Annotated in this window: 12 protein-coding genes; 2 read left to right on the forward strand and 10 right to left on the reverse strand. The window is 64.8% G+C overall.

Annotation, left to right across the window (positions count from 1 at the left end; genetic code table 11):
- The first annotated feature begins 142 nt into the window (after positions 1-142).
- Both FJ936_RS15615 and FJ936_RS15620 read left to right on the forward strand, forming a co-directional pair.
- Positions 143-586 carry a hypothetical protein gene (locus FJ936_RS15615; protein WP_015315209.1) on the forward strand — a complete coding sequence of 148 codons (444 nt, stop codon included), beginning with the start codon at positions 143-145 and terminating at the stop codon, positions 584-586.
- Complete coding sequence (locus FJ936_RS15620; RefSeq protein ID WP_140790030.1) at positions 583-2,727, forward strand: phosphatidylserine/phosphatidylglycerophosphate/cardiolipin synthase family protein; 2,145 nt, start codon at positions 583-585, stop codon at positions 2,725-2,727. Before FJ936_RS15615 ends, FJ936_RS15620 begins: the two co-directional genes overlap by 4 nt.
- Before the next feature lie 60 nt (positions 2,728-2,787).
- Here FJ936_RS15620 and FJ936_RS15625 read toward each other — a convergent pair whose 3' ends face one another.
- The 10 genes from FJ936_RS15625 to rsfS form a co-directional block, all read right to left on the reverse strand.
- On the reverse strand, positions 2,788-4,044 hold the full coding sequence (locus FJ936_RS15625) for a D-amino acid dehydrogenase (RefSeq protein ID WP_140790111.1): 1,257 nt from the start codon (positions 4,042-4,044) through the stop codon (positions 2,788-2,790).
- A gap of 123 nt (positions 4,045-4,167) precedes the next feature.
- On the reverse strand, positions 4,168-4,710 hold the full coding sequence (locus tag FJ936_RS15630) for a nucleoside-diphosphate kinase (protein WP_140790032.1): 543 nt from the start codon (positions 4,708-4,710) through the stop codon (positions 4,168-4,170).
- Positions 4,711-4,724: 14 nt separating this feature from the next.
- On the reverse strand, positions 4,725-5,147 hold the full coding sequence (gene rnk / locus FJ936_RS15635; RefSeq protein ID WP_140790034.1) for a nucleoside diphosphate kinase regulator: 423 nt from the start codon (positions 5,145-5,147) through the stop codon (positions 4,725-4,727).
- A 275-nt stretch (positions 5,148-5,422) separates the two neighbouring features.
- A complete protein-coding gene (gene alr / locus FJ936_RS15640; RefSeq protein WP_140790036.1) occupies positions 5,423-6,562 on the reverse strand; it encodes an alanine racemase in 1,140 nt (379 codons plus the stop codon).
- 98 nt (positions 6,563-6,660) lie between these two features.
- On the reverse strand, positions 6,661-7,182 hold the full coding sequence (locus tag FJ936_RS15645; RefSeq protein ID WP_140662582.1) for an RNA pyrophosphohydrolase: 522 nt from the start codon (positions 7,180-7,182) through the stop codon (positions 6,661-6,663).
- A 36-nt stretch (positions 7,183-7,218) separates the two neighbouring features.
- The gene (locus tag FJ936_RS15650; RefSeq protein WP_140790038.1) at positions 7,219-8,400 is read right to left on the reverse strand and encodes a divergent polysaccharide deacetylase family protein; all 1,182 of its coding nucleotides are present in this window, start codon (positions 8,398-8,400) and stop codon (positions 7,219-7,221) included.
- Between the two features lie 182 nt (positions 8,401-8,582).
- Positions 8,583-9,914 carry a S41 family peptidase gene (locus FJ936_RS15655; RefSeq protein ID WP_015315201.1) on the reverse strand — a complete coding sequence of 444 codons (1,332 nt, stop codon included), beginning with the start codon at positions 9,912-9,914 and terminating at the stop codon, positions 8,583-8,585.
- A 1-nt stretch (position 9,915) separates the two neighbouring features.
- Complete coding sequence (locus tag FJ936_RS15660; RefSeq protein ID WP_140790040.1) at positions 9,916-11,265, reverse strand: murein hydrolase activator EnvC; 1,350 nt, start codon at positions 11,263-11,265, stop codon at positions 9,916-9,918.
- Positions 11,266-11,422: 157 nt separating this feature from the next.
- Complete coding sequence (gene rlmH, locus FJ936_RS15665) at positions 11,423-11,905, reverse strand: 23S rRNA (pseudouridine(1915)-N(3))-methyltransferase RlmH (RefSeq protein WP_140616598.1); 483 nt, start codon at positions 11,903-11,905, stop codon at positions 11,423-11,425.
- Between the two features lie 28 nt (positions 11,906-11,933).
- Complete coding sequence (gene rsfS / locus FJ936_RS15670; RefSeq protein WP_015315198.1) at positions 11,934-12,311, reverse strand: ribosome silencing factor; 378 nt, start codon at positions 12,309-12,311, stop codon at positions 11,934-11,936.
- Positions 12,312-12,424 lie beyond the last annotated feature (113 nt).

Raw genomic sequence — 12,424 nt, forward strand, 5'->3', positions numbered from 1 at the left:
GAGATCACAATAACGCGGGCCTGGATCACGCACGCCGCCTTTTCCTTGCCACAAAACCGACCAGTGTGGCATCAGGCGTGCGGTCGCCGGCCATGGGACAGGTCGGGTGGGGAAATCTTTCAGAAAGCTGGCGCGGATAGACATGCGAGCCGTTCTTGCCATCCTGCCGCTGCTGTTCGTCTCCGCATGCGCCAACCCATGGACAAAAGTTCCGGAAGCCGAATTGCCGAAACCGATCCGCTACGCCATGGCGCGTCCCTCGCCTTTCGTCATCGGCAATTACTGCGGTCCCGGCACCCGCACCGGCGATCTGTCGGCCCGGCCTGTCGATCGCCTCGACGCCGTTTGCCGAACCCATGATGCCTGCTACATCGCCCGCCGCAACCATTGCGACTGCGACGGCGCCCTTGTCGCCTCGGCGAGGGCGATCCGCGATGACATGACGGCGCCCCGCAAGATGCGCGGCGAGGCGGACCTGCTAATCGCCACCTTCGCCATCCCTGTCTGCAAGGTTTTCCCGCAAGGTTTCATGCCGCCCCGCGACCCGGCGCAGTTGAGCGTCATGAAGGCCGGGGCGACGGGGTGAACATCCGCACGGCCATCCTCGCCCTGTTCGGGCTGGCCGCCCTTGCCGGCTGCGGTGCGGGCCGCAATGCCTGCGAACTATCGGCCGGGCAGGAGGCTTGCGCACGGCCCTCGCTGTCGGCTGGCACGCCCGGGTCGCGGGTCGCGGCTGAGCAGTTCTTCGGCAATGACGGCGGCAGCGACTATGAAAGACGGTTCCTGGCACTGCTCGCCCACAACCAGCTCGGCGCCATGGACCGTGCCAACGGCACCGGCCCCTTCGGGCGCAACCGCCTCGATGTCCAGAACCGCGATTTCCAGGCGACCTATTCGACGATCCAGCACCTGGCCGGACCGGTCGCCAACGCTCATCTGCCGCCGGTCGGTGGGGGCAGCGGTGACGGTCATTTCGACGGCCGCTGGCGGGTGTCGCGGCAGACGCTCTATATCGATGCGGCGGCGCGGCCCTCGGCCCCCGGGATTTTCGATTTCTCCGGCTTGCAGGCACGCAGCACCGAGATCGTCGTGCGCCAGGCGGGCAAACAGCCGGCCGACATCGAAGGCAGTTGCGACGGCGCAGTGGCGCTCCGCGCTGGCGGAGCCTCACGCACCATCGCCGCCGGCGCGGCATTCCACTTTCACCTCTCCGGCGAGGACGACACGGTCAGCCTGTTCCCGGGCGACGGCCTGAACCGGTGCACGGCGAGGATCCGCTCCAGCCTTGCGCCCACCGGTACACCGCTCACCATCCGGCGTGAAGAAACCGCGGATCCGGCGCTTGCCAGCTTGGACAGCCGCTACCAGCGCTGCCCAGTCCCCGGCGATGCAGGCCTCGATGCGCTCGAGCGCGCCTTCTATGCCAGCCGCTGGCTGTCGCAGACCTGCGCCATGCCGATCGGCGAGCCCAGGCTGCTGCGCAAGTCGCGCGACGGCTTCAACGCCAAGGTCGAGGCGCTGATGGGCGCGCCGCTGACCGATGCGGCAATAGACAGGGGCGATCCGGAACTGCCGCTCGATTTCTCGAAGGCGCCAAGGCTGAAGCTGATCTATCTGTCCTCGCTGGAATTCAAGGCCGACTTTTCCGGGCGCGTCATCGAACGGCTGATCCGCCATCATGCAGCGCTTGGCACCAAGGTGCGCATCATGGTCACCGACGTGCTGGAGCGCGAAAAGGACGACGCCATGCTGCACCGGCTGGCCGCCGAATTCCCCAATGTGGAGCTGCAGGAATATCGCTGGCGGGCGGACCACGGCGCGCCGATCGACGAGCAGATTTCACAACTGCACAAGGTCCATCATGTCAAGATGCTGGCCACGCTGGCGCAGGACCCCGCGCGCTCGCGCGTCATCATCGGCGGCCGCAACATCCATGACGGTTTCCTGTTCCACCAGCCGATCGATCTGTCGCGCTATCCGGACCTCGAGCAATACGGCAAGACCGACGGGTTTTCGCTGAATTACTACTCGAACTGGAGCGACTTCGACATCGAGTTCGCCGACCGGGCGACGGTCGAGACGCTCGCCGCGCAGCTGTCGACGATATGGCTGCGCGACGCCGACACCAACTTGGCGCGCCCCTTCTCCATCCCGGTCCGCGGAGATGGCCCCCGGGGCAATGCCCGGCATTTCATCTCGATGCCCTATGAGGATAACCATGCGCTGGAGGCCTATTTCGTCGAACTGGTCGATGCCGCCCGGCACCATATCCAGATCGTCAACCCCTACCTCAATCTGACGCCGAGCCTCGCCAAAGCTTTTGACCGGGCGCTCGCCCGCGGCGTCAGGATCGATATCGTCGGCCGCATCGACCTCAAGGGCGATATCGGGGGCAGGTTTCTCACCGCGCTCAACAAGCTGTTCGTCGAGAAATATGGCGACCGTATCGATATCCGCGAGTTCAAGGCGCCTGACGTGGTGCTGCATTCCAAAATCATGATGATCGATGAAAGGCTGGTTGCCATCTCCTCGGTCAACCTCAACAACCGCAGCTTCTTCCACGATTCGGAGAACGGCATGATGGTGCTCGACCGCGCCTTCTATGCCAGGATGAAGCCGGTCTATGACGACTATCTCGCCCACTCGAACCCGGTCGCCACCAATGTGACGATCCCGTGGGCCTACCGGCTGCTGTTCGACGAGGCGTGGGTCAGGCAGGCGTTCTGATATCGCCCCGGTTCCGGGGCAACGATATAAGCAAAGAACAAAGCGCGAGACGCGCGGCGGCTATTTCAGGTAACGCTCCTGGGCCAAGGCACGCACGTCGATGTCGGGCACCCGGTTGGAGATGATGTCGGCCAGCACTTTGGCCGAGCCGCAGGCCATGGTCCAGCCGAGCGTGCCGTGGCCGGTGTTGAGATAGAGGTTGGACAACTCCGTGCGGCCGATCAGCGGCGGTCCGTCCGGCGTCATCGGCCGCAGCCCGCACCAGAACGTCGCATCGCGCATCGCGCCGGCTCCCGGAAACAGGTCGCCGACCGAGTGTTCGAGCGTGCGCCGACGCGATTCATGCAGCCTGAGGTCGAAGCCGGAAATCTCGGCCGTGCCGCCGACGCGGACGCGATCGCCGAGCCGGGTGATCGCGACCTTGTAGGTTTCGTCCATCACCGTCGACACCGGTGCGGCGGCGGCGTCCTTGATCGGCACCGTGATCGAATAGCCCTTGACCGGATAGACCGGGATCGGTCGCTTCATCCGGCGCATGAAACCAGCCGAATAGCTGCCCAGCGCCATCACATAGGCGTCGGCGGTCAGCCAGCCCTTGCTGGTGCTCATATTGTTGACGCGGTTGCGGCTGCGGATGACGCGCCATATCGTCGTGTCGTATTCGAACTTCACGCCGCGCGCCACGCAGAGCTCAGCCAGCCTGTCGGTGAACATCTTGCAGTCGCCGGTCTCGTCGCCCGGCAGTCTCAGGCCGCCGACAAATTTTTCGCGCACCCCGGCCAGCGCCGGTTCCGCCGCGATGCAGCCGCTGGGATCAAGGACTTCATAGGGCACGCCATATTTTTTCAGCACCTCGACATCGCCTGATGTGCCGTCGAGCTGCTTTTGCGTCCGGAACAGCTGCAGCGTGCCCTGCGTCCGCTCGTCATAGGCGATGCCGGTCGCCTCGCGCAGCGCCTTCAGCGTGTCGCGGCTGTATTCCGCCAGCGGCACCATGCGCGATTTGTTGATCGCGTAGCGCTCGGCGGTGCAGTTGCGCAGCATCTTGACCAGCCACGTCCACATATGCGGATCGAAGGCCGGCCGCACCACCAGCGGACCATGCTTCATCAAGAGCCACTTGATCGCCTTGAGCGGGATGCCGGGGCCGGCCCAAGGCGAGGCATAGCCGGGCGAAATCTCGCCGGCATTGGCAAAGCTGGTTTCCAGCCCCGGCCCTTTCTGGCGGTCGATCACCGTCACCTCGTGGCCGGCCTCGGCGAGATAATAGGCCGTGGTCACCCCGATCACGCCACTGCCCAGCACCATGATTTTCATCATTCACTCCTTGCCGCGCCGAGCGTCCTCAGGACGCCCGTGGACGCAGCCGTATTTTTCGATTTGCGCATGATCCCGAGCGAAAATCGATGCCGATCTTCGAGACCACGCGCTGTTGCCCATTCACGCCGCCGAGGGACCGGGGTCGTCGTCTTCTGTCTGCCGCATTCCGGCCGTCTCGCCAAGAGGCCTCCAATCGGCTGCGGCACTGTAGACGAGCCTGAGCCCGTGCGGTCGCTGCGCGTCAGCCTGGTGTTTCTGCCTGACCGTGCGCCGGGCAGCCTCCGGCTGGTAAAGCACGGCCCGGATCAGGATCGACTCCCGCCGGCCGTCGGCGTGTTCGACCATTGCCGTCTGGCCTTGCGCCATGCCAAGCATGCAGAGCCCGCGCCTCGTTGCGACCGACAGGCTGGAGCCGACCGGCCCGCGCACCTCGTGCTGCACCAGGGTTCGCGTCTCTGCGGGACCGGTATCGACGCCGAACACTACCCTGCTGTTCAGCGTGACGATGTCGGGGCCGACCGAATCGATCGGCACGACATCGGCGCGTGAAAGCTTGTGTTCGAGCATGCGCACGATCGGATCCGCGAATGCCCGCCGGCGCTCCAGCATGACTTCGAGAACGGCAAAGTCCTTCGTCGTCAGGCAGCAATTCGTGCTCGTCATCACCGCCTCCGCCTTCAAGCTCGTTGCGGGCCGGAAGCCGGCGTATCGACGGCTTCGACGGTCACGGACAGTTCCCGACCACCACGACCGTTCCAGCAAACCGCCTGCCCAACGCTCGCGCCGATGAGCGCGGTTCCCATCGGCGTCAGCACCGAGATCCGATTCTCGGCTATGTCGGCCTCACCCGGGTAGACCAGCATGATGCGCTGGATGTCCCCGCTTTCGCCGCGCACCATAACCGTCGAGCCCATTCGCACCACACCGGCCGGCAGCGCCGCCGCGTTCGTGACGACGGCCCGGTCCATTTCCGAAAGCAGCTCCTCGGCCGTCTCGGGCGCGCGATCGAGCAACGCCCTCGCCAGGCCGGTCAGCCTGTCATGGTCGGCTTCGCTGATCAGAATATGGCTGTTTGGACGCAGTTCTTTTGCATGTTGCATGGCAAACCTCATGGATCGGCGCATCGAACGGATGCGCGCCTGCCGCCGCACTGGCGGCGGCGTGATGAAAGGCCGGCAGCCGCGAAGGGCTGTTCGGCTTGATGGCGATTGTGGATGTATGGATGCCCCGGTACGGACGGACGCCGGAAGGCGGCCGCGCCGGGGCTACGATCCCGCGATCGGGCAGACCCTGAACAAGGTTGTGCTATAAGCGAGGTTGCTCATTCGCCAAACCTTGCCGACAGGCGTCCGCTTGTCAAGCGCGGCCAAACCGCTCAGCCGCCGACATAGCGCCGGTGAAACCGCGTTCCGAAGCTGGCCAGGATTTCGTAGCCGATGGTGCCGGCATGGCCGGCGGCATCGTCGACGCTCTGTGAAGGGCCGAGCAGTTCGACGAGATCCCCTTCGCGGAGCCTGCCGGGCGGCAGGGCCGAGATGTCGAGAATGATCGAATCCATCGACACGCGTCCGAGGAAGGGCAGGCGCGCGCCCTCGAACCAGGCGGCCGACGCGGACCGGCGCAGCCAGCCATCCGCGTAGCCGAACGAGATCGTCGCCAGGCTGAGCGGCCATTCCGCATGGTAGGTGTGGCCATAGCCGATGCCAGTGCCTTTTTCGACGCTGCGCGTCTGCGCCACCTTGGCCTGCAGCCGCACCACGGGCAGCATCGGGTTGGGTTCGGCAGGCGTCGGATTGATGCCGTAGAGCGCGGCGCCAGGGCGGGCGAGATCATAATGGTAGGAGGGTCCCAGAAAAATGCCGGAGGAATTGGCGAGCGAGGCGGGTGCCCCGGGCAGCATGGCACGCAACCGCTCGAAGGCCCGCCGCTGCTGTTCGTTGGCGGGATGGCGCGGCTCGTCGGCGCAGGCCAGGTGGCTCACTACATACCTGATGGCGATGCCATCGAACGCGGCGGTGTCGCCGGCCATGGCCTCGACTTCGGGCGGCGCCATGCCAAGTCGCGACATGCCGCTGTCGACCTGGATCGCGGCCGGAAGTCTTTGGCCAACGCGATGTGCCGCCGCGCGCCAGGCTCTCAACTGTGCGCCACTGTTGATGACCGCGCAGAGACCATACGCGACCGCTTCCCCCTCGGAGCCTGGCGGCAGACCGTTCAGCACATAGATCGCGGGTCCGGCCCCGATCGCCTTGCGGAGCGCGATTCCTTCGTCCAGCAGAGCGACGAAGAAGATGTCGCAGCCTTCTTTCATCAGCGCCGATGCCACTTGGCTCGCACCCAGACCGTAGCCGTCGGCCTTGACCACGCCCGCGCAGCGCACGCCGCCCAGCCGCGCCTTCAGTCGCCGGTAATTTTCACGGATCGCGCCAAGATCGATGGTGAGGATGGCCCCGGCAGCAGCCTCGCTCGGGGCGTCGGCTTCCTCGGGCAGTGATCTTTTGGGGGCGTCGTACATGGCGGCCCTTCTTGTGACGGACAGACATCAAATCAATAAGGCGGTCGAACCGGCGCGGCAACCGCGGGCGTTTGAACCGCGGCCGGAGCCCGGTCCAGCTATGGCACAAGGTGACGGAACGCGCCCACCACCTCTTCATAGACCTTGCGCTTGAACGGCACGATCAGGTCGGGCAGGTCTTGCATCGGCCGCCATGACCATTTGTCGAATTCGGCTGTGTGGCCGCCCGGCGGCGGATTGATCTGGATCTCGCTGGCATCGCCGTGGAAGCGGAAGGCGTACCATTTCTGCGTCTGGCCGCGATACCGCCCCTTGAAGGCGATACCGACCAGATGGTCCGGCAGGTCATAGTTGATCCAGTCCGGCGCTTCTGCCAACAGCGAGACGCTGCGCATGCCGGTCTCCTCGTAGAGCTCGCGCTCGGCGGCCTGCAACGGCTCCTCGCCCTTGTCGATGCCGCCTTGCGGCATCTGCCAGAGCTGCGTCGTGCCGGCGAACTCGCTGTCGGGTTCGGCAATGCGATGCCCGACCCAGACCAGCCCCTCGCCATTGAGGATCATCAGCCCGACACAGGGTCGGTAGGGCAGCGTTTCGCGGTCGACTTTTTTCGTCTGCGGCATCACTCAGTCTCTCCAGTCGCCTTCCGAAGGCCTTGGCTAACCCTTTTGCGGATCGACGGCCACCGCTGAAATCGGCACGATCTCGATGCCGCGCTTCTTGGCCTCGGCCACCCATGACGAGACCGTGTCGACCGTCAGGTCGAAAGCCGAGCCGATGCCGACGGCCGTGCCTTTGGCACGCGCGGTCGCTTCGAGACTGTCGAGCTTCTTCAGGATGGCGCCGCGATCCTGCACCGCGTCGATCGCCGTGTCACCGGCGACAAAAGGCACGCCGTCCCTCAGCGCCATGTCCGGCGCCAGGCTGCGCGCCGACGAGCCGTCGTCGATATAGGCGAGGCCCCTTTTGCCAAGTTCGGCCATGAACGGCTCCATCGCCGCGGAGTCGGCGGAAAACCGCGCGCCCATATAGTTCATGACACCGGTATAGTTCGTCGTCCGCGACAGCGCCCAGTGCAGGTTCTTCAGGTTTTCTTCCGCGCTCGCCGCCACCGTCAGCGTGTTGCGGCCGGGGTTGACCTTGGGATAGTCGAACGGCTCGAGCGGCACCTGCATGACGACCTCGTGGCCGCTCTGCCTTGCAGCCTGCATCCAGCGGCCGATGCTGTTGCCCTGTGGCGCGAAGGCCAGCGTCACTTCCGCCGGCAGCTTGGCGATCGCCGCCTGGGTACCAGTCTGTGAAACCGCGAGCCCGCCGATGATGATCGCCACACGCGCGCCACGCGTGCCGGACCATGGCCGCGCATAGACGTCGAACGGTCGCCTTCCGTCGGCGGAGCGCATCGGCAAGGGCCCGGTTTCACTGGTTTCGATCAGCGCCTTGTCGGGAATATGCGCGATCTTGAGGTTCTGGCCGACGGTCGATGGATCGCGAATGACGATTGCCGCCTTTGGCGGGCCATCGCCTTCTTCGGTCTGCACATGAATGATCTGCGGACCGCCCGTCTTGGCCGGCATCTCCACCTTTGGCGTCGCCGCCGGGGCCAATGCGGGAGGCGACGCGGCGGGCTCGGCCGCCGCAGTCGCTTTCGGCGTCGAGACGGCGACTTCCTGCGGCTTTCGAAACGGCTTTTCCCTGAACGCGATCGCGGCCGAGACGCCGACCACGGCAAGCACGATCGCGCTCGCCGCGATCACACCGACGCTGATCTTGCCGGCGCCGCGAGGCGCTCGGACGGCCTGTCCAAGCGGGCGTTCGATGTCCTTGCCGATATCAGCCAAGCCCTGTCCCCGATGCAAGGTTCCGAAGGCGACCTCCTTCGGCAACACATGCACGAATTCATCAATCCTGGCGCCTGGGCGCCATATCTGGAGGCCTGGTCCTGCCCCCCGAATCAAACTGCCGGAACCTTTCGGTCCCGGCAGCATCGCATTGCTTCGTTCAACCGGCCAGACCGGTTGCCTTACTGGTTGAGCACGGCCTTTTCCGGATTGGGCGGGAAGGCCGGATCGGTCTTCTGGCCGCGCAGCAGCTGCTCGGCATAGATGAGCTGCAGGTCGTCCTTCGGATCCGGCGGCACATAGGCCGCGGAACCCGAGCCGGTCTTGCTCTCGTCGGCGCCCTTGATATGGCCCTTGAGATCGGATTCGCCGCGCGTCAGGTCCCTGCCCTGCAGTTCGGGCGGCAGGGGCTGGTCGACCTTGATGTCGGGCGTGATGCCCTTGCCCTGGATCGATTTGCCCGATGGCGTGTAATAGAGCGCCGTCGTCAGCCTGAGCGCGCCATTCTCGCCGAGCGGGATGATGGTCTGGACCGAGCCCTTGCCGAAGGACTGCGTGCCGACCACCGTGACGCGGCGCAGGTCCTGCAGCGCGCCGGCGACGATTTCCGAAGCGCTGGCCGAGCCGCCATTGACGAGCACGATCATCGGCTTGCCGTTGATATCGTCGGTCTGCTTGGGCTTGGCGTCGAAGCGGGTGACGTCCTTTGGATCGCGTCCGCGCGTCGAGACGATCTCGCCGCGCTTGAGGAAGGCGTCCGACACGCTCACCGCCTGGTCGAGCAGGCCACCCGGATTGAGGCGCAGGTCGAGCACATAGCCCTTCAGCTTGTCGTCCGGCACCTGCTTCTTGATGGTCTCGATAGCGTTCTCGAGGTCGTCATAGGTCTTTTCGGTAAAGGAGGTGATCTTCATGTAGCCGATATCGTTCTCGACCCGGAACTTGACCGCCTTGACCTTGATGATGTCGCGCACCACCGTCAGCTCGATCGGCTTGTCGGCGCCCTGGCGCAGGATGGTCAGCTTGATCGGCGTGTTGACCAGGCCTCGCATCTTGTCGACCGCGTCGTTGAGCGTCAGGCCGCGAACCTCCTCGCCGTCGATCTTGGCGATATAGTCACCGGCCAGCACGCCAGCCTTGGCGGCCGGCGTGTCGTCGATCGGCGTGATCACCTTGACCAGGTCGTTCTCCATGGTGACCTCGATGCCGAGCCCGCCGAACTCGCCCTTGGTCTGCACGCGCATGTCCTGCGCCTGTTCGGCGTTCATGTAGGAGGAGTGCGGGTCGAGCGAGGAAAGCATGCCGTTAATGGCGTTCTCGACCAGCGACTTGTCGTCGGGCGGGGTCACATACTGCGCCCGCACCCGCTCGAAGATGTCGCCGAAGATCGCCAGTTGCTTGTAGGTCTCCGATCCCGCAGCGTTCGCCGCCGAGCCGGGTGCGCCATAGACAAGGCTCATGGCGGACGCGCCCATCAGCGCACCGGCAAACAGAAGCGACAGTTTCCGCATCATTTCACGTCCTTCCAGAAAAACGGTCCGCCCACCATGGGGCCGGATCGACGGGTTTTCCATCCTTGCGGAACTCGACATAGAGCTCCGGCGTGGCATTTCCATTCTTCGAAACCGAGGTGCTTGCCACCCGGGCTTCTCCCATCGCGCCGACCGGCTCTCCTGCAAGCACCGACTGGCCAGTCGCGACGCTGATTCTGCTCATCCCAGCCAAGACGACATGATAACCGTCGCCGGCATTGAGGATCAAGAGTTGACCGTAGGAGCGAAACGGCCCCGCATAAAGCACATTCCCATCCGCCGGCGCGGTAACGATGGCTCCCGATTGTGTCGCAACCATGTCCCCAAGCATCAAGGCGCCGTTACCGTCGTCGGCGCCAAACCTGAGTTTGATGCGGCCGGTGACCGGCAGGGCGACCTGTCCTTGCAGTGCCGAGAAAGGCGCCGCGGCGGTCAACCTGTTGCCTTCGGGAACCGGCAGCGATGCTGTCTGATCGCCACCGGGGTCGGTGCCGCCGGCCTGGCCAGCGGCGGCTGCCTTTGCGGCATCCGCCGCCTTGCGGTTCTTGTCTGCCTGCGCTTCGAGCGAGGCGATCAGATCCTTCAGGCTGCTGGCTCTGGCCGCCAATTGCTCGGAACGCTGCTGTTCGGCCGCCATCTGCGCCTTGGTGTCGGTCTCGAGCTTCTGCTTGGCTTCGAGCAGCATGCCGAGCCGCTTCTTCTCCGCCGTCTGATCGCCGACCGCCGCCGTCAGCCGCGCCCGTTCGGCCTCGATCGAAGCCGTCACCCGGGTCTGCTCCTTGAGATCGGCCAGCAGGCTGTCGGTCTGCTGGCGCAATTCAGGCACCACGGCGCCGAGCAGGATGGCGCTGCGCACCGACGACAGCGCATCTTCCGGCTTGACCAGGATCGCCGGGGGCGGGTTGAGCCCCATGCGCTGCAGGGCGCCCAGCACTTCGGCCAGCACGTCGCGCCGCGCCGCCAGCGAAGTACGGATCTTCTGTTGCTGGCCCTTCAGCCCTTCCAGCTTGGCGCCGATGTCCTCGATGTCCTGGCCGAGCTTCTGCTCGGTCATCGCCGACTGGATGAGTGCCGCGGTGATCGAGGCGTGGTCCTTCTTGACCGTTGCGATATCGGCGGCGAGCTTGGCCAGCCGTTCGGACGACAGCGTTATTTCCTTCGAAACCTGCTCGTATTCGGCACGGCTCTGGTCCGGATCGGGCGCCATGTCGAGCGTGTTTTCGGCCCGCACAGCATGCAGCGACAGAAGCACCGCCGCCGCGGCGATACCGCAGCGCACGCGCCAGGAGCCCCCCGTCGATGGGCCCGTCGTCGATTTCCAGCCTTCAGACATTCGCGATCGATTCTATCCGCGCCTTCGTTAACGAATCATCAACCATGTTAGCGCCTGTCGCCCAAAGGGTTCGCAATAACGCAATGCAACGGAAAAACAGGCCCACGTCGAATCTTGCGCGGCATTTGGGGCCAAATTCGGTGCGATCCGGCGGCTTTCAGGACCTGTGGTAGGGATGACCCGACAGGATCGTCGCCACCCTGTAGAGTTGTTCACCCAGCATCACCCGCACCAGCTGATGCGGCCAGGTGAGCGCCCCGAACGACATCACCAGCTCGGCCTGGCCGCGCAGCGACGGATCGTGGCCGTCGGCGCCACCAATGGCGAGGACCAGCGCCTTGCGTCCGCCGTCGCGCAACTGTCCCAGACGGCCGGCGAAATCCTGTGAAGACAGGCTCTTGCCTCGCTCGTCGAGCAGGATGAGGGCCGTGCCTGGCTGCAGCTGTGCCTGCAGCCGCGAACCTTCGTCGCGCTGGCGCTCGGCGGCGCTCTGCGCGCGGCCCTCGACGATCTCGGTGATTCCGGCGAATTCGAGCCCCACGCCGGGTCCGCTCTTGGCGAACCGCTCGAAATAGCGGTCGGCCAACTCCCGCTCGGGGCCGGCTTTCATTCGGCCCACGGCATGAACTGAAATCTTCATCCTCGCCTCTATAAGCCCCGCGAAGGGCTTAGTGGAGGGTCTCTTCCTCGAGATCCGGCGCCTGCCACATCTTTTCGAGATTGTAGAATTCGCGGACTTCGGGGCGGAAGACATGGACGATGATATCGCCAGAATCGATCAGGACCCAGTCGGCGCCTGACAGTCCCTCGACGCGCGCGGTGCCCAGACCGGCATCCTTGAGCGCCTTGAGGAGATGGTCGGCGACAGCCGCGACATGACGGTGCGATCGGCCCGACGCAACGACCATGTAGTCGCCGAGGCTCGATTTCCCCTGAATGTCGATTGAGACAATATTTTCGGCCTTGGAGTCTTCCAGACTGGCAAGGACTGTCTTGATGGCACGGGACACGGCGTCGTCTACGCTGATCCTGGCCGGCGAAGGCACGATGTCGGCCTTCTTCCGCAGTGCTGTTCTCAGTGTATTTCCTTTCGCAGCAAGAACAACCAAATCACCCCTTAAAGCAGGTGACACCACTTAGATAGGCAGAGTTCCGTTGC

The sequence above is a fragment of the Mesorhizobium sp. B2-4-13 genome, assembly GCF_006658535.1.
Lineage (GTDB): Bacteria > Pseudomonadota > Alphaproteobacteria > Rhizobiales > Rhizobiaceae > Mesorhizobium > Mesorhizobium australicum.

What these genes read in the sequence shown, in the direction of transcription:
- FJ936_RS15615 (WP_015315209.1), top strand. Translation starts at nt 143, where the DNA reads ATGCGAGCCGTTCTTGCCATCCTGCCGCTGCTGTTCGTCTCCGCATGC.
- FJ936_RS15625 (WP_140790111.1), bottom strand. Translation starts at nt 4,044, where the DNA reads ATGAAAATCATGGTGCTGGGCAGTGGCGTGATCGGGGTGACCACGGCC.
- FJ936_RS15630 (WP_140790032.1), bottom strand. Translation starts at nt 4,710, where the DNA reads ATGACGAGCACGAATTGCTGCCTGACGACGAAGGACTTTGCCGTTCTC.
- rnk (WP_140790034.1), bottom strand. Translation starts at nt 5,147, where the DNA reads ATGCAACATGCAAAAGAACTGCGTCCAAACAGCCATATTCTGATCAGC.
- alr (WP_140790036.1), bottom strand. Translation starts at nt 6,562, where the DNA reads ATGTACGACGCCCCCAAAAGATCACTGCCCGAGGAAGCCGACGCCCCG.
- FJ936_RS15645 (WP_140662582.1), bottom strand. Translation starts at nt 7,182, where the DNA reads ATGCCGCAGACGAAAAAAGTCGACCGCGAAACGCTGCCCTACCGACCC.
- FJ936_RS15655 (WP_015315201.1), bottom strand. Translation starts at nt 9,914, where the DNA reads ATGATGCGGAAACTGTCGCTTCTGTTTGCCGGTGCGCTGATGGGCGCG.
- FJ936_RS15660 (WP_140790040.1), bottom strand. Translation starts at nt 11,265, where the DNA reads ATGTCTGAAGGCTGGAAATCGACGACGGGCCCATCGACGGGGGGCTCC.
- rlmH (WP_140616598.1), bottom strand. Translation starts at nt 11,905, where the DNA reads ATGAAGATTTCAGTTCATGCCGTGGGCCGAATGAAAGCCGGCCCCGAG.